At 44.0% G+C, this 16440-nt stretch carries 22 protein-coding genes and 1 pseudogene; 15 read left to right on the top strand and 8 right to left on the bottom strand.

Features of this window, described 5'->3' with window-relative positions; all coding sequences use genetic code 11:
* The first annotated feature begins 147 nt into the window (after positions 1–147).
* From rapB to WA279_RS15525, 10 genes and pseudogenes are all read left to right on the top strand, one after another.
* A complete protein-coding gene (gene rapB / locus WA279_RS15570) occupies positions 148–1281 on the top strand; it encodes a response regulator aspartate phosphatase RapB (RefSeq protein WP_327828402.1) in 1134 nt (377 codons plus the stop codon).
* Between the two features lie 152 nt (positions 1282–1433).
* A complete protein-coding gene (locus WA279_RS15565; protein ID WP_336155925.1) occupies positions 1434–1913 on the top strand; it encodes a hypothetical protein in 480 nt (159 codons plus the stop codon).
* 72 nt (positions 1914–1985) lie between these two features.
* On the top strand, positions 1986–2174 hold the full coding sequence (gene csbD / locus WA279_RS15560; protein ID WP_003227718.1) for a stress response protein CsbD: 189 nt from the start codon (positions 1986–1988) through the stop codon (positions 2172–2174).
* Positions 2175–2474: 300 nt separating this feature from the next.
* A complete protein-coding gene (locus WA279_RS20905; RefSeq protein ID WP_442894666.1) occupies positions 2475–2657 on the top strand; it encodes a hypothetical protein in 183 nt (60 codons plus the stop codon).
* 178 nt (positions 2658–2835) lie between these two features.
* Positions 2836–2995 (top strand): annotated as a pseudogene (locus tag WA279_RS15550) (hypothetical protein).
* Positions 2996–3189: 194 nt separating this feature from the next.
* Positions 3190–3507, top strand: coding sequence for an urease subunit gamma (gene ureA / locus WA279_RS15545; protein WP_003227724.1), 318 nt, complete (start codon positions 3190–3192; stop codon positions 3505–3507).
* Entirely contained in the window at positions 3504–3878 is a 375-nt protein-coding gene (gene ureB / locus WA279_RS15540; RefSeq protein ID WP_003227726.1) for an urease subunit beta, read from the top strand. The genes ureA and ureB overlap by 4 nt, the downstream gene beginning before the upstream one ends.
* Positions 3875–5584 (top strand): urease subunit alpha, encoded by a 1710-nt coding sequence (gene ureC, locus WA279_RS15535; RefSeq protein WP_336155923.1) that lies wholly within the window; start codon positions 3875–3877, stop codon positions 5582–5584. Before ureB ends, ureC begins: the two co-directional genes overlap by 4 nt.
* Before the next feature lie 134 nt (positions 5585–5718).
* Positions 5719–6120 carry an Rrf2 family transcriptional regulator gene (locus WA279_RS15530; RefSeq protein WP_003235720.1) on the top strand — a complete coding sequence of 134 codons (402 nt, stop codon included), beginning with the start codon at positions 5719–5721 and terminating at the stop codon, positions 6118–6120.
* Between the two features lie 67 nt (positions 6121–6187).
* A complete protein-coding gene (locus WA279_RS15525; protein ID WP_336155922.1) occupies positions 6188–6829 on the top strand; it encodes an NAD(P)-dependent oxidoreductase in 642 nt (213 codons plus the stop codon).
* A 34-nt stretch (positions 6830–6863) separates the two neighbouring features.
* Here WA279_RS15525 and WA279_RS15520 read toward each other — a convergent pair whose 3' ends face one another.
* The gene (locus tag WA279_RS15520; RefSeq protein ID WP_003227738.1) at positions 6864–7247 is read right to left on the bottom strand and encodes a DUF5362 family protein; all 384 of its coding nucleotides are present in this window, start codon (positions 7245–7247) and stop codon (positions 6864–6866) included.
* Positions 7248–7391: 144 nt separating this feature from the next.
* Between WA279_RS15520 and mta the strand changes: the two genes are divergently transcribed.
* A complete protein-coding gene (gene mta / locus WA279_RS15515; RefSeq protein ID WP_336155920.1) occupies positions 7392–8165 on the top strand; it encodes a transcriptional activator Mta in 774 nt (257 codons plus the stop codon).
* A gap of 23 nt (positions 8166–8188) precedes the next feature.
* On the opposite strand, the gene cls is transcribed toward mta, so the two are convergent.
* Complete coding sequence (gene cls / locus WA279_RS15510) at positions 8189–9637, bottom strand: cardiolipin synthase (protein WP_003243311.1); 1449 nt, start codon at positions 9635–9637, stop codon at positions 8189–8191.
* Positions 9638–9879: 242 nt separating this feature from the next.
* On the opposite strand from cls, the gene WA279_RS15505 reads away from it, so the two are divergent.
* Entirely contained in the window at positions 9880–10314 is a 435-nt protein-coding gene (locus tag WA279_RS15505; RefSeq protein ID WP_268548866.1) for a DUF5392 family protein, read from the top strand.
* On the opposite strand, the gene WA279_RS15500 is transcribed toward WA279_RS15505, so the two are convergent.
* The 3 genes from WA279_RS15500 to WA279_RS15490 form a co-directional block, all read right to left on the bottom strand.
* Entirely contained in the window at positions 10311–10442 is a 132-nt protein-coding gene (locus tag WA279_RS15500) for a hypothetical protein (protein WP_003227748.1), read from the bottom strand. The genes WA279_RS15505 and WA279_RS15500 overlap by 4 nt on opposite strands.
* Positions 10443–10599: 157 nt before the next feature.
* Positions 10600–11118 carry a DUF5362 family protein gene (locus tag WA279_RS15495; RefSeq protein ID WP_336155919.1) on the bottom strand — a complete coding sequence of 173 codons (519 nt, stop codon included), beginning with the start codon at positions 11116–11118 and terminating at the stop codon, positions 10600–10602.
* Complete coding sequence (locus WA279_RS15490; protein ID WP_077671153.1) at positions 11115–11606, bottom strand: GNAT family N-acetyltransferase; 492 nt, start codon at positions 11604–11606, stop codon at positions 11115–11117. Before WA279_RS15490 ends, WA279_RS15495 begins: the two co-directional genes overlap by 4 nt.
* A gap of 140 nt (positions 11607–11746) precedes the next feature.
* On the opposite strand from WA279_RS15490, the gene spoIIQ reads away from it, so the two are divergent.
* Together spoIIQ and WA279_RS15480 are read left to right on the top strand one after the other, a co-directional pair.
* Positions 11747–12619: a stage II sporulation protein spoIIQ gene (gene spoIIQ, locus WA279_RS15485; protein ID WP_014481160.1), complete on the top strand. Its 873-nt coding sequence runs from the start codon at positions 11747–11749 to the stop codon at positions 12617–12619.
* A 110-nt stretch (positions 12620–12729) separates the two neighbouring features.
* The gene (locus WA279_RS15480) at positions 12730–13152 is read left to right on the top strand and encodes a VanZ family protein (protein ID WP_024573493.1); all 423 of its coding nucleotides are present in this window, start codon (positions 12730–12732) and stop codon (positions 13150–13152) included.
* Positions 13153–13192: 40 nt separating this feature from the next.
* On the opposite strand, the gene bcrC is transcribed toward WA279_RS15480, so the two are convergent.
* The 3 genes from bcrC to amtB all read right to left on the bottom strand — a co-directional run bounded on the left by bcrC (position 13193) and on the right by amtB (position 15531).
* On the bottom strand, positions 13193–13774 hold the full coding sequence (gene bcrC, locus WA279_RS15475; RefSeq protein WP_327846340.1) for an undecaprenyl-diphosphate phosphatase BcrC: 582 nt from the start codon (positions 13772–13774) through the stop codon (positions 13193–13195).
* A 180-nt stretch (positions 13775–13954) separates the two neighbouring features.
* Positions 13955–14305: a P-II family nitrogen regulator gene (locus WA279_RS15470; RefSeq protein ID WP_003221829.1), complete on the bottom strand. Its 351-nt coding sequence runs from the start codon at positions 14303–14305 to the stop codon at positions 13955–13957.
* Between the two features lie 11 nt (positions 14306–14316).
* A complete protein-coding gene (amtB, locus tag WA279_RS15465) occupies positions 14317–15531 on the bottom strand; it encodes an ammonium transporter AmtB (protein WP_003227757.1) in 1215 nt (404 codons plus the stop codon).
* A 280-nt stretch (positions 15532–15811) separates the two neighbouring features.
* Here amtB and WA279_RS15460 point away from each other — a divergent pair, with 280 nt between their 5' ends.
* Positions 15812–16276, top strand: coding sequence for a hypothetical protein (locus tag WA279_RS15460; protein WP_003244424.1), 465 nt, complete (start codon positions 15812–15814; stop codon positions 16274–16276).
* The last annotated feature ends 164 nt before the right edge of the window (positions 16277–16440 follow it).

The following is a 16440-nucleotide window of genomic DNA, read 5'->3' as shown; positions in this document are numbered from 1 at the left end:
TTAGAATCCGAGTGCAAAAAATACGTATAAAAACCGAAATATATAAGGATAGGCATAAAGAAGGAATCATTGTAAGAAAATTTAATTCCAAAGCCATACATTATGATAAAATATAACCAATTAGAAAATAGAAAGGGTTGGAGGGGCATGGCCGCGTACGAGATCCCGTCATCTCAAGTAGGAGTGAAAATCAATAAGTGGTATAAGCACATTTTAGCATTTCAAGTGGCTGATGCCGTAAAGCTAAAGGAAGAAATTGATCTAGATATAGAACAGATGGAAGAGGATCAGCTGCTTCTCCTGTATTATCAGCTGATCAGCTACCGGCACCAAATTATGCTGGATTATGTAAAGCCTGACCTGCACGAGGAATCTCAGCTTCAATATCGTGAATTGATCAAAACGCTGGAAAGCAATCAGGACAGCATCTCCGGATTATCTGAGTATTATTTTCACTTGTTTAGAGGAATGTACGAATTTGAACAGAACAATTACATCTCGGCTATATCCTTTTATCGGAAAGCTGAGAAGATGCTTGCGTTTGTAGAAGATGAAATTGAAAGAGCGGAATTTCATTTTAAAGTGGCGGAAGTCTTTTATATTATGAAGCAGACGCACTTTTCCATGAACCACGCCGTACAGGCGCTGGAGACGTATAAGGCTCACGATTTTTACAGAGTCAGAAGAATTCAATGCCATTTCGTCATATCAGGAAACTACATTGACTACAGAAATTATGAAAAAGCGCTTGAACATTTAGATGACGCGTATCGCCTTGCTTTATTGGAAGGACAGCCCCGTTTGATCGGATCAGCCCTTTATAACATTGGGAATTGCTATGATGACAAGGGGGAGCTGGATCAGGCCGCCGAATACTTTGAAAAAGCGCTTCCTGTCTTTGAGGATTATCAGCTGGAACAGCTTCCAAAAGCGCTCTTCAGCCTGACTCGCGTTCTTTTCAAAAAACAAGATAGCCAAGCCGCGATGCGGTACTATGAAAAAGGGATTGCCATTGCCCAAAAACGAAACGACTTCTTCAGTTTGGCAAAATATAAATTTCTGCAGGCCTTATATGTGGAATCTGTCAATTTGGGTATGATTCAAGAAGTATTTGATTATATGGAAGAAAAGGGCCTGTACGTATATATTGAAGAATTTGCTTTAGATGCTGCCTCCTATTTCAGTCATCGCGAACAATATAAAGAAGCGGTGTATTTTTATGAAAAAGCGGTCAGCATGAGAGAGATGATTCAAAGGAACGATTGCTTATATGAAGTATGAGACAAAACCATCTGCTGGCAGATGGTTTTTTTATGCAAAAAATGGGGAGCATCGGAACGTTTATTTCCGGGGAGAACAGGAAAAATCGCTACAGCACTGTTTTTTGAAAAAAGCCGTTTTGGGATGCAGATATGCATGTGAGGGGGAATTCAATGTTTGGTTTTAATGATATGGTGAAGTTTCTGTGGTCTTTCCTCATTGTTCTGCCGCTTGTACAGATTATACATGTTTCAGGGCACAGCTTTATGGCTTTTATTTTTGGCGGAAAAGGATCGTTGGATATAGGCATGGGAAAAACGCTGCTTAAAATTGGACCCATACGGTTCAGAACGATTTATTTTATCGATTCTTTTTGCCGGTACGGGGAGTTGAAAATTGACAATCGATTCTCAAATGCACTCGTGTATGCAGGGGGCTGCTTGTTTAACCTCATCACGATTTTTGCAATCAATCTGCTGATTATACACAGTATATTAAAGCCGAATGTGTTTTTCTATCAGTTTGTCTATTTTTCTACGTATTATGTGTTTTTTGCCCTGCTGCCGGTCCGATATTCGGAGAAAAAGTCATCAGACGGGCTGGCGATATACAAGGTGCTCCGTTACGGAGAGCGCTACGAAATCGATAAATAACATTAGAATGTTTATTGCCTCTCAGATCGGGAAGGTAACAAGTACACACATAATTGAGAGGGGAGAATTAACATGGGTAACGATAGTGTAAAAGACAAAATGAAGGGCGGATTCAATAAAGCCAAAGGAGAAGTGAAGGATAAAGTCGGAGATATGGCTGACAGAACGGACATGCAGGCTGAAGGCAAAAAAGATAAAGCAAAAGGCGAAATCCAAAAGGATATCGGGAAAGCCAAGGATAAATTTTCAGATAAAGATTAATCGTACGGAAGAGGCAGGAAACGAAATGTTTCTTGTCTTTTTTTGTTCGATTTTTCTGATGTGAATAAATATAACAAAAAAAGAAGCTGATTTGGTCAAGGTAACTAAATTTATTAAATATTCTTTGAATTAATAGACCTCTTCTATATAATAATGACATAAGTTGTAAACTTTTATTACATCATTTGAGAAATCAAACAAAGGGGTTTTGATGACGGAATGTACTGCACCGAAGAAAGTGTCGGAAGCCACGGGAGTGCGAAAAAACAGTTGATATCGACACAAGCGGGGGTTCATTCAATGAAGGCCGAAATTCTTCACTCGTTAAGAGGAACGGTGGCGATCAGCGAAGTGACCGTCCATGATGCGGAGTTAATGGCAATAGTCGGGTTCTCGGTATCGTGGAGGACGGCGCCTCAGACTGGCCTCCATGCCATGCTTCCGGTTGCGGAGCAAAACAACGGGCTGCCATCAGGAATGTAACGTCTGGTTATGATCAATCGATGGTTTAGCACAGCCTCAGCATGGAGGTTCACCCGGGGCAGATTGTCGCTGTATTAGGCCGACTCCGGCTAAACAGGGGGGCTATTTGTTTTAATCAAACGTTTGTTCAAAACGAAAAGGCGGCCAACAGCAGCAGCTTGCAATTGCCAGAGCGCTGATGGTAAATCTGAAAAATATTTTACTTAATGAACAATTGGAAGGAATTCAGATTTTAATTGTCGAACTAGTCAGACAAGTTATTATAGAAATTTCCAGAAAAAAGACATTTCTGTTATCTTGGTCGAGCGCAGTCTGGAAAACGCGTTAATCTGTGCTGACTATCTTTCTGTGATCGACAGGGGAACGGTTGTTGACCATGGCAAGGCTGATGAAGAAACGGCATGTCGCTTTGAAAGGCATCTTTCCGTATGACCCCCATTCTCGAAGAAAGGGAGGTGATGTCCCGCCTGACTGTTCCGCAAATTCGTAGTAGCCGCATCTGCTTTATATGACAAAAGAAGGAGGACTACAGATGAAACTGACACCGGTTGAACAAGAGAAATTGCTCATTTTTGCAGCGGGGGAATTAGCCAAACAGCGAAAGGCGCGGGGCGTTCTGCTGAACTATCCTGAGGCTGCTGCTTATATCACCTGCTTTATTATGGAAGGCGCACGTGATGGGAAGGGAGTAGCAGAGCTGATGGAAGCCGGCCGCCATGTATTAACGGAAAAAGATGTGATGGAGGGTGTCCCTGAGATGCTTGACAGCATTCAGGTGGAGGCCACATTTCCGGATGGAGTAAAGCTTGTTACGGTACATCAGCCAATTTCTGCGGAGGTGAAGTCATGAAGCCGGGAGCATTTCAAATTGCTGAGGGAACCATTACGATTAATGAAGGGCGTGAGATACGGGAGGTAACGGTAAAAAACACCGGATCGCGCTCCATTCAAGTCGGTTCGCATTTTCATTTTGCGGAGGCCAACGGGGCTTTATTATTTGACCGTGAGCTGGCGATCGGCATGCGTCTTGATGTTCCATCAGGCACGTCAGTCCGTTTTGAGCCGGGAGAGCAGAAAACGGTCTCACTAGTGGAAATCAGAGGACGCAAGACAATTAGAGGGCTGAACGGAATGGCCGACACGTTTATCGATGAACGCGGCAAAGAAAAAACGTTGGCCAACTTAAAACAAGCCGGCTGGATGGAGGGTGTAATCCGATGAAAATGTCACGGGAGGAATATGCGGAACTGTTTGGCCCGACAACGGGCGATAAAATCAGATTGGGCGACACGGATTTATGGATCGAAGTCGAAAAGGATTTCACAGTATATGGTGAAGAAATGATCTTTGGCGGCGGAAAAACAATCCGCGACGGCATGGGCCAAAACGGCAGAATCACAGGGAAGGACGGCGCTTTGGATTTGGTTATCACCAACGTCGTGCTATTGGATTACACAGGCATTGTCAAAGCGGATGTCGGTGTGAAAGACGGCCGGATTGTCGGTGTCGGAAAAAGCGGAAATCCTGATATCATGGATGGAGTCGATCCGCACATGGTCATCGGAGCGGGGACAGAGGTGATTTCCGGTGAAGGCAAAATTTTAACAGCCGGGGGAGTGGACACGCACATTCATTTTATTTGTCCTCAGCAGATGGAAGTTGCGCTTTCTTCAGGTGTGACAACCCTTTTGGGAGGCGGAACAGGACCCGCTACAGGAAGCAAAGCGACAACATGTACATCCGGCGCGTGGTATATGGGAAGGATGCTGGAAGCGGCCGAGGAGTTTCCGATCAATGTCGGCTTCTTAGGGAAAGGGAATGCATCCGATAAAGCGCCGCTGATCGAGCAGGTGGAAGCAGGCGCCATCGGCCTTAAGCTTCATGAAGACTGGGGCACGACGCCAAGCGCCATTAAAACGTGTATGGAAGTCGTGGACGAGGCTGATATTCAAGTTGCCATCCATACCGATACGATTAACGAAGCGGGCTTTTTGGAAAACACGCTCGACGCGATCGGGGACCGGGTCATTCATACTTATCACATTGAAGGTGCAGGCGGCGGCCATGCCCCGGATATTATGAAGCTCGCCTCTTACGCGAACATTCTGCCGTCATCTACAACGCCAACCATTCCTTATACCGTTAATACGATGGATGAGCATCTTGACATGATGATGGTCTGCCACCATTTAGATGCGAAAGTGCCTGAAGATGTGGCGTTCAGCCATTCCAGAATCAGGGCTGCGACGATTGCCGCGGAGGATATTCTCCATGATATCGGTGCGATCAGCATGACATCATCGGATTCCCAAGCGATGGGGCGGGTCGGTGAAGTGATCATCCGAACATGGCAGGTAGCCGATAAAATGAAAAAACAGCGCGGCGCTCTTGCCGGCGAAAACGGAAATGACAATGTGCGCGCAAAACGGTACATTGCCAAATACACGATTAATCCGGCAATTACGCACGGGCTCAGCCATGAAGTCGGCTCGGTGGAAAAAGGGAAGCTTGCTGATCTCGTTCTGTGGGACCCGGTATTTTTCGGCGTAAAACCGGAACTGGTCTTAAAGGGCGGCATGATTGCACGTGCGCAAATGGGAGATCCGAACGCGTCCATCCCGACTCCTGAACCGGTTTTCATGCGCCAAATGTATGCGTCTTACGGAAAAGCCAACCGCTCAACCTCGATTACATTTATGTCTCAGGCAAGCATAGAGCGTGGTGTGGCGGAAAGCTTAGGGCTGGAAAAAAGGATTTCTCCAGTCAAAAATATCAGAAAGCTGAGCAAGCTGGATATGAAGCTGAATTCGGCTTTGCCGAAGATTGAGATTGATCCAAAAACCTATCAGGTCTTTGCTGACGGGGAGGAATTGTCTTGCCAGCCTGTCGATTATGTCCCACTTGGACAAAGATATTTCTTATTCTGATAAGACGCGGCCGGAGTGCATCCGGCCGTTCTATTGACTAAAAACGGTGCACAAAACCCGTGTATTTAGTGTATATTAGATGTTGACAAACGAATCAAATGTAACTATTATAGTTACAACGGTGGTGAAAAAACATGATTAACAGCCGTCTTGCTGTTGCCATTCATATTTTATCCCTCATCTCGATGGATGAAAAAACATCTTCAGAAATCATTGCTGACAGTGTCAACACAAATCCGGTAGTTGTGCGAAGAATGATCAGCCTGCTGAAAAAAGCTGATATTCTCACATCACGCGCCGGGGTGCCGGGTGCAAGCCTCAAAAAAGATCCTGCTGATATTTCTCTTTTAGAAGTGTATCGGGCTGTCCAAAAGCAAGAAGAACTCTTTGCGGTTCATGAAAACCCGAATCCGAAATGTCCGGTAGGGAAAAAAATTCAGAACGCTCTGGATGAAACGTTTGAAAGTGTGCAAAAAGCGATGGAAAATGAACTGGCGAGCAAGTCATTAAAAGATGTTATGAATCATCTCTTTTAATCAAAAGGGATGACTTCTCACCGCTAACATGTAACTAAAATTGTTACAAATAAGGAGGAAATGAAAAATGAAAATTGGTATTATCGGCGCAAGCGGGAAAGCGGGAAACGAGATTTTGAAAGAAGCGAAAACAAGAGGCCATGAAGTGACAGCCATCGTCAGAAACGCTTCAAAAGTGCAGGAGCAGGACGTAGCGGTTTTAGAAAAAGATGTGTTTGAACTGACTGCGGAAGACATCAAGTCTTTCGACGCGGTCGTAAACGCTTTTGGAGCAGCACCCGGCCAAGAACATCTTCATGTTGAAGCAGGAAGAGCACTCATCAGCATCTTAAAGGACGCGAAGCACACAAGATTGTTTGTTGTTGGCGGAGCGGGAAGCCTGTTTGTTGATGAAGCCAAAACAACCCGTTTAATGGATACGCCGGAATTTCCGAAAGAATATTTGCCAACTGCATCAAATCAAGGCGAGAACCTGAAAGATTTGCAGCAGACAGACTCCATTTCCTGGACGTTCCTCAGTCCTGCGGCATTTTTTGATCCAGCAGGAAAACGGACTGGCTCTTACCAAAAAGGAAAAGACAATGTCATCGTAAATGCAAAAGGCGACAGCTATATCAGCTATGCAGATTATGCCATTGCCGTGTTGGACGAGCTTGAACATCCCGAACACAAAAATGAACGCTTCACAGTAGTAAGCGAAGCGGAATAATAAAAAACCCGGAGCCAGCTCCGGGTTTTTCTCATTAATAAGTGCTGTACGTATCGCTGAAAAGGCCATCAGCAATCCCAAGCATTAAAAAGATGAAGAAGGCGATAATCGCAAGAATGGATACAGCAATGCTTACGATCAAATAAATCCCTTGCATCTTTACGAATTTCGCGTAATTCTCCAGCATTAAGTCTTCAGACTGTCCGCTATTGTGTTCAGCCATTTGGCCTGCTTCCCTAGCTGACCTCATCAAAAAGATACCGGAAATAATTTGCAGTACGCCTGGCACGGCACCGATTAGAAAAAAGAACGCGCCTGAAAGCGCGGTAATTGCGCCCATAATAATAAATAAAATGCCTGTAGCTTTTCCCCATTTCGAAATGCTGATGAGGGTTTTGTTCATTGTTTCAGGATTCATGTATACTGGCTCCCCTTTACAAAAAAATACTCACTTTTCTTTTATACACTATTTGTGAGAAGTTTTGTATATAGAAAATAACATTTTGGGGATTGACCCTAACGTTGCGTGATTGTTTACGATAAAAAAGAGGAGGTGTTATGTATGAAATATCAAGTTAAACAAGTGGCGGAGATATCAGGCGTTAGCATTCGGACGCTTCATCACTATGACAATATTGAGCTTCTGAATCCTTCAGCGCTTACTGATGCTGGGTATCGTTTGTACAGTGACGCAGACCTGGAAAGACTGCAGCAGATTTTATTTTTCAAGGAAATCGGGTTTCGTCTGGATGAGATTAAAGAGATGCTGGATCATCCGAATTTTGACCGGAAAGCGGCACTTCAGTCGCAAAAGGAGATATTGATGAAGAAAAAACAAAGAATGGATGAGATGATTCAAACAATTGACAGGACGCTTTTGTCCGTTGATGGAGGGGAAACGATGAATAAGAGGGATTTATTTGCCGGATTAAGCATGAAAGACATTGAAGAGCACCAGCAGACATACGCTGATGAAGTCAGAAAGCTGTATGGAAAGGAAATTGCAGAAGAAACAGAGAAAAGGACATCTGCATACTCGGCAGATGATTGGCGCACGATCATGGCTGAATTTGATTCGATTTACAGACGAATTGCGGCGCGAATGAAGCATGGGCCCGATGATGCAGAGATTCAGACCGCAGTGGGGGCATTTCGCGATCATATTTGCCAATATCATTACGATTGCACACTCGACATTTTCAGAGGACTCGGGGAAGTGTATATCACTGACGAGCGATTTACCGATTCAATCAATCAATATGGAGAAGGTCTTGCCGCTTTTTTGCGGGAGGCAATCATCATTTACTGTGACCATCAGGAAAACCCCCGGCCGTAAAGGCCGGGGGTTTTTGGCGCATCTTATAAGATCGGCGACAACAGCCGCGAGACGGATTCTTTTATTCGAATCCACAACGGGCGCTGCAGATACTCCTCATAGGTGAATTTTCTGGATACTAGCAAATCTTCTTTAAAAGTTGAAACCAGTTTTTTAGCAATGGTGATATCGTATATAAATGCATTAACCTCAAAATTCAGCCTGAAGCTTCGGACATCAATGTTGGCTGTGCCGACTGACGCGATTTCGTCATCCACCACGATGGTTTTCGCGTGAATAAAGCCGTTATCGTAAATATAGACAGTGGCTCCGGCTTTCAGCAGATCGCCGATATACGAAAGTGTCGCCCAGTATACAAAGGCGTGATCGGGCTTGTTCGGAATCATAATGTTAACGTCAATGCCCGAAAGGCAAGCGATCCTTAAAGCATCCAGCAGGCTTGCATCTGGGATAAAATAAGGTGTTTGTATCAAAATGGAACGCTTGGCGTTTGAAATCATTTTGATGTAGCCATTTTTAATTTGTTCCCATTCCGAATCAGGGCCGCTTGTGACAATCTGCATCCCGACGTTGCCTTTTGGGCCGTAATCAGGAAAGTGATTTGGAATATATGTCAGCGTATGGTGATGAGAAGCTTGGTTCCAGTCAAGGATGAACCGTGTTTGGATGGCGTGCACGGCCGTTCCTTGCAGCCGGATATGCGTATCCCGCCAATAACCGAATTTCGGATTAAGCCCTAGATACTCATCTCCGACGTTAAAACCTCCGACGTAACCGGTCATACCGTCTATGATCACAAGCTTTCGATGGTTCCGGTAATTCAGCCGCAGGTTAATCGGCCTGAGCTTTGACGGGAAAAAGACCTCCACATGCCCGCCAGCCTCGCGAAGCTCTTTAAAAAACTTTTTTCTCAGCGTTCTGGACCCGAGTTCATCATAAAGCACTCTGACCTGAACACCTTCTTTTGCCTTTTGGATGAGAGCGTCCCGCAATTTTTTGCCTAATTCATCGCCTTTATAAATATAATACTGTAAATGGATATGATCCTTAGCCTTTGAAATGTCACTCAGCAGCCGCTGAAATTTATCCCGTCCATCTGTAATGACGTCAACTGAATTATCCTCTGTAAACACAGCATGGTTATTCATAATCAGCATATAAATTAAATCTTTGTTATCAAAGGTTGCCCGGTTATTGAATTGGAATTGCTTGGTTTCTAAATCTTCAAGCTGATGCTTCAGCAGCCTTTCAATTCCAATCTTTTTCCGGTCTTCCCATTGAAACAAATGCTTGCGTCTGAGATTATGGCCGAATAATAAGTATAAAATAAAGCCTAAAACGGGAATAAAGAAAAGAACAAGCAGCCACGCCCAAGATGCACTGGCATCGCGCCGTTCTTTGAAGATGACAATGATGGCCAAAAGAATATTTAAAATGAAAAAAAGTGATAAAAGGATGGAAGAAATACTCACTTTGTAACCCCGCTCATTCATATTTATCAAGAAGATTGCCATTAGTATTCCATGAATAACAGTGATCTGATTCCCATTACAAATTATAACACTCACATTTTAAAAGAATAAAGAGCGGCGATCCAGATTCTTCGTGAAAAATACGGGCAGATTTCTTTAAAACCAGCTTGCACCTGCGTTAAAATAAACACATATGATAACGTTCGTGAAGCTTGAAACATCAAATAAAGGGGGAGGATTATATGAACTTTTACAGAGTCGAACAAATGCCGGGGTTCATCAAAACAGAAATGCAAAAAATTCAGAAGGCCGTACAGCCTTTCATGAAAAAAACCGTCATTTACCGTTTTCTTGCTATTCCGCTTGCTGCATTCTCTCTCTTTAATTTAGCTGCTTTTCTATTTCATGCTTCAGCTGACAGGGAGTCCCTGATCAGCGCAGGCATATTCGCCCTTTTGGCGGCGCTCGGGCTCGCATTTTTTAAAGAGGCAGGCTATCAGCATAAACAAATCCAAAAAACGGTTCACATCTATATGCTGAACAGGATCAAAAAGAGCGAAATCCTTTCAGAAGAGCGGAAAAGCTCCTACGCACGACAAATAAAGGAAGAGCCATTTGCGATGCGGAGTTTTGTTGAATTTTTGACTGAGGAAGACAGACGCAAAAAAATGTTTTAAAGAAGATCTGCACCCGGATTGTTGAGATTTTCCAGACGATCCGGGTGTGTTTTTTTGCATGCAGACACCCGAAATAAAAAGTGCGGTTTCGGATTGATTCCGACTTCATCCGTTTTTTTGATATTCATTTCTGGGTAACAGCGTTGCTTTGTTGATTTCCTTACTAGAGATGTCTATTGTATGCTTGCTTCAGGATTTGGTGTTTACGCCGGCCTGCTTTGAATAGTCAAATAAAATAGGCATGGTTCCGTTTATATGGAACTCATGCCCTGTCCTGTCTCATCATTATTCAAACACCGGATCATCCTCATAATAATAAGAATCCGGATCATCATACGAAGGCGTGTTCTCAAAAGCAGCAATGCCGATTACCACCAACACGAAAATGGCTACAATGATCCCGATCAGGACAGTAACGATACTGGATGCTGCGTAAAACAGCTGCATTTTAATAAACGTTCCATAGTTCTCAAGCATGCTTTCACCCGCGGCGCCGGTAAGAGTTCCGTCGGCTTCCGCGGCTGCTTTTGCTGAGCGCATCAAAAATACGCCTGAAATAATGAGCAGTACGCCCGGAATGGCGCCAATCACTGTCATCAAAACAGAAAGAGTGACAAGCGATCCCATAATGATTAACAAGATGCCAGAAATTTTGCCCCACTTGGCAATGTCGGATAGCGACTTGACAGCGGAGGCGCTCAGCTGGCGGGTCTCCTGTTCAACAGGTGCAGTCTCCTGTTCAACAAGGCTATTTTCTTCATTATGATTTTCAATTTCGTTTTCATCTTTATCCAGACTAATCATGAAAGCTCTCTCCCTAAAATTTTTAAATCGTATCTTTTCCCGTCCATTTCGGCGATGCCGGGGAATAGTCCCCATTCTGCAAACCCGTGCTTTTCAAACAGCTTCAGGCTTGGTTTATTATGCCCGAAAATGAAGGCCATAAGTGAGCGGATGCCAAGATTCGGGGCAATGCGGAGCGCTTCTTGAAGCAAATATGATCCAACGCCTTTGCCGCGGCATGCTTCGTCAATGTATATGCTGACCTCCGCTGTTTTATTATAGGCTGGCCTTCCATAAAATGTTTCAAAGCTGATCCAGGCAGCGACGTTTCCGTTTTCGTCCTCGGCCACATAGAGCGGACGTGCCTCTGTATGTCCTAAAAACCATTCCATCCGGTCTTCAGGAGTTACCGGTTCGGTATCGGCTGTTACCATTCGAGAAGCAATCGTTGAATTATAAATCGCCACAACAGCCTCCAAGTCTCTATGTTCAGCAAGGCGCAATGTCATGTTCATATGTTTTTGGCACTCCTCTCAAAAAAATACATATTTTCGTTCAGTCTGTGCAAACTACATCTAAAAAAGTTTTTTTGGATAGGTTGTATATATTTTCAGAAAAGTGTTCAGAATGTTGCTGAGGTGATGAAACAATGAGAGAGGAAGAAAAGAAAACTTCTCAAGTCAAAAAACTTCAGCAGTTTTTTCGTAAACGCTGGGTGTTCCCTGCAATTTACTTAGTCAGTGCGGCCGTCATTTTAACAGCTGTCCTTTGGTATCAATCAGTTTCAAATGATGAGGTAAAGGATCAGTTGGCTGATAACGGCGGAAACTCCGCATATGACAACAACGACGATGCAGTTGAAGTAGGAAAGTCAATGGAAAATGTCGCAATGCCGGTTGTTGATTCTGAAAACGTTTCTGTTGTGAAAAAGTTCTATGAAACCGATGCCGCAAAAGAAGAGAAAGAAGCAGCACTCGTTACCTATAATAACACGTACAGCCTAAGCAAAGGAATTGACTTAGCTGAGAAAGACGGAAAAGATTTCGATGTCTCTGCTTCTCTGAGCGGTACGGTTGTTAAAGCTGAAAAAGATCCAGTGCTGGGATATGTTGTGGAAGTAGAACATGCCGACGGTTTATCGACTGTGTATCAATCTCTTTCCGAAGTAAGCGTTGAGCAAGGTGACAAAGTAAAACAAAATCAAGTGATCGGAAAATCTGGCAAGAACCTTTACAGTGAAGACAGCGGAAACCACGTGCACTTTGAAATCCGTAAAGATGGGGTCGCAATGAATCCGTTAAACTTTATGGACAAACCAGTTTCTTCTATTGAAAAAGCAGCAGCTGCTGAAGAAAAAGCTGCCACCCAAGAAACAGAAGAATCCATTCAGCAATCTTCCGAGAAAAAGGACGGATCAACTGAAAAAGGAACAGAAGAAAAATCCGGTGAGAAAAAGGATGATTCAACTGACAAATCTGGTTCTAAAGAAAGCAGCACAACAGAAGACACTGAACAGTCTTAATGAAGAAAACGTCTATCCTTGTGATGGGCGTTTTTTTCTGTTACTTTTTGCTTTGTTTTACCGTCTATGTAGTTACATGTAGGCACGTACGCTCTAAAGGAGGTTATGTCATGAACCGCCTATTGCTCGCAGGCTGGATCTTTTTTATCCTGCTTTCTGTCTGTACGGAAAGCTTCAGCGGCATGGTCGTATCGCAAACGGTGGCTTTTCATTTTCAGCCGCACCCTGATCTGTCTCAATTTTTAGTTATGGATTTTACTGAGCTTACTGTCCCTGAAGCGTTTATTCAAAAAATAGGACACGCGTTTTCCTTCTTTGTGCTGACATATTTGCTGTGGAAACAGCGTGGCAGCATAAGATCAGCTTCAGCCGGCTCATTTGCGTTTGCTTTTTTTACAGAAGTTCTTCAGCTCTTCTTCAGCAGGAACGGTTGTATTCGGGATGTGCTCATCGATGCTGTTGGTATTGGATTGTTTTATGGTTTATATGTGTTGGCGAAGCGAAGAAAACAAGAGATGTATGAGAAATATTAAAGCCGGCTGTCTTGGTTAAAGACGCCGGCTTTTGTCTTTCTTAGAAATTTTGATCGGTTGGTTTTTTCGTCAGTTTATTGATAATGGTTTCATAAATCCTCACGACCAAATCGACGAACGGGCGAAGCAGATCTGAAAATCTAAAGAAAAGGAACCCGATAATGATGGCGACAACGAGGCTGCCCAATACATCTACCGGATAGTGATGTCCCACCCAAATTCTCGAAAAGCCTGTCAAAAGCCCAAAAATGACAAGCGGCCAGCCGATTTTGCGGTTTCTGAAAAGCATCGCAATAGAAATCGCTAATGCACCTGTCGTGTGGTCACTTGGAAATGAAGCATCCGCAGCATGCGGAATCAGTGTATGCACTGTATGCGCAACGAACGGGCGCGGTTCGAAATAAACAAGCGTAATCAAATAGTTGATCACAAGGCCTGCAATTCCTGTGATGCCTGCGTATAGCACATGTTTTCTGCTTTGTGTGTTCCCGAACAGCCAGATTGCCAATAGGATAAGGGCATAGGCGACAATGGCATATTCCGTGATGAAGACCATAATGGCATCGAGAACTGAATTGTGATGAGATAGTCCATGGATTGCTTTAAAAATTTCGTAGTTCAAATAATCACCTTTTACATTTTTATATTTAGTAGACTAATCTTACTCATGAAAAGTTTCAAATAAAAATAGAGATTGTCTGAAATAACGGCGCTTGAAGAGAATTCGAACAGGAATCGCGGTTTCTGGGGGGATTCTGTGCACAAAAAAAGAGATCCGGAGTGTCCGAATCTCGTACCGATATTAAAGTGCTTCAGGTCCTTCTTCGCCTGTGCGGATGTTGATCGTATTGCTGATTTCATAGACAAATATTTTACCGTCACCTGGTGATCCCGTTTTCAGCACCCTTTTAGCGGTCTCAGTCACTTGATCAACAGGAACCTTGCTGACCACAATTTCTATTTTTAAACGCTCGTATACATTGCTTTCTATTTTTACCCCTCGATAGAGCTCCGTATGTGCTTTTTGAAGGCCGCAGCCGTGTACATTGGAGAAAGTCAGAGAGGTCACTCCGATTTTTCCGAGTTCCTGCTTCAGCTTTTCAAAATTTGCCGGACGCGTTACAATTTCTACCTTGAACATTTGACCGCTCATAGCGTCACTCCTCACATAGAATCTTGATATGCTTTTTCCCCGTGCATCGTTAAGTCAAGCCCAAGTGACTCTTCTTCTTCAGTTGCGCGAAGGGGAAGGAAGAGGCTTACAATTTTAATAATAACGAAAGTGACAATAAATACAAAAACATAAGTGGCGGCGATGGCGACGATTTGTTTCCAGATTAAGCTTGCATCACCGTAAAATAACCCATCTGCGCCCGCTGAGTTAACAGAGGTTGTTGCGAATAATCCTGTTGCGATTCCGCCCCATGTGCCGCCGATCCCGTGCAGGCCAAAGGCGTCAAGCGCGTCGTCGTATCCGAATTTCTTTTTAAGCGAGAATACTCCCCAGAAACAAACTGCCCCGCCGATGATGCCGATAATAATAGAAGCGAACGGTGTGACAAATCCGGCAGCCGGCGTAATGGCGACAAGCCCGGCGATTGCGCCAGATACCGCTCCGAGCATTGTCGGTTTTTTGTTAATGATCCATTCTACTAAGATCCAGCCGGCGATCCCGGCTGCAGCCGCGGTGTTTGTGTTGATGAACGCGTACATGGCTACACCATCTAAAGTCAAAGCGCTGCCGACGTTAAAGCCGAACCAGCCGAACCAAATCAAAGCTCCTCCTAAGAAGGTGTAAATGAGGTTATGCGGAGAAGACGCTGTGCCGTCTTTCCGTTTGCCGAGCACAATGGCAAGAACAAGTCCTGCCACACCGGAGGAAATATGAACAACATTGCCGCCAGCAAAATCGAGCGCTCCAAGCTGGCCGATCCAGCCGCCGCCCCATACCCAGTGCGCTACGGGTGTGTAAACCAAAGAGGCCCATAAAACCGAGAATAAAAGAAAAGCGCCGAATCGCATCCGCTCTGCGAAGGCCCCGGAAATAATCGCTGTAGTCAGAACGGCAAACGTCATTTGGAACATCATAAATAACGAGTGGGGGATGGTATCGCTGTAATCTCCCGGATCAAATCCGACCCCTTTGAGGCCGGCCCACTCCAGTCCGCCGATGATTGAATTGCCTGGTGCGAAGGCAAGTGTATATCCGAACAGCACCCAAACGATGGAAACGATGGCAATGGAAGAGAAACTGTGCATGGCAGTGCTCAGCACATTTTTGCTCTTTACCATTCCTCCATAAAATAACGCTAATCCCGGGGTCATCAGCCACACGAGTAAAGCGCAAAAGAACATAAAAACTGTATCGCCCATTTGCATGTCTCATTCCTCCGTATCTTTCAGAATAAAAAGCAATTATTATATTTCTTCATTATAGAGAAAAAAGAATGATAAAACATTTTCATGTAAGATTTCCTGACATGGTTTTTAAGGAATGTTATCGAGGGACGGAAAGAAAGGAGAACGGCATTTTTTACGATATAAGACTTTGTATCTATAAAAGAAGCTATTCATATGAGCTGAAAAGGGAATTGACATTAATTAGAATACTCTATACTGTATTAAGTGTACTACATCAAATAATACACTAGGGGGATGTATGATGAATAAAGGCGGCAGGCTGAGGAAAGCGGTACGCAAGTCGATTCCCGCGACGTTCCGATTGTTTTTAGCCTTTAATTTTTTCGTGTACGGTCTGGCGAAAGTGGTGATTGGCCAGTTTGGCGAGGTGACGCCTGAAATCGAGGCGGCTGCCGGGAAGGGGTTTACGATCGCGTGGACATTTTTCGGTTATTCTCATGTCTATGAACTGTTTATAGGTTTTGGTGAAATCCTGGCAGCTGTTTTATTACTAATTCCGCGAACGGCTGCATTAGGGGCGGTTATTTTTATGCCCATTATTGTGAACATCGTCTTGATTAACTATTGTTTTGATATTGGCGTGCAGGATCTTAGCACGATATTAATGGTTATGTGTCTTATCCTGCTTTGGATGGACCGCCGCAAATTCATGGGCATTTTCAGGCAGGAACCGATAGACAGCAGGCAGGTGATGAAGCGATGACGCCCCTTATGATTACTGTGCTTGCCGGTTTGTTCGTATGCACAACCTGTTACTACTACATAAAAGAAAAATCATGAGAAAACGCTCCTTCTGAGAATTTCACAAGCATCATAAAAGAACTTAGGCAGTGTGAAGAGTAAAATATGCAATGTGAGAAACACTAA

The sequence above is a fragment of the Bacillus sp. 204(2023) genome (assembly GCF_037027505.1).
Classification (GTDB): Bacteria; Bacillota; Bacilli; order Bacillales; family Bacillaceae; genus Bacillus; species Bacillus subtilis.
This window is presented reverse-complemented; position numbering and strand designations above follow the sequence as displayed.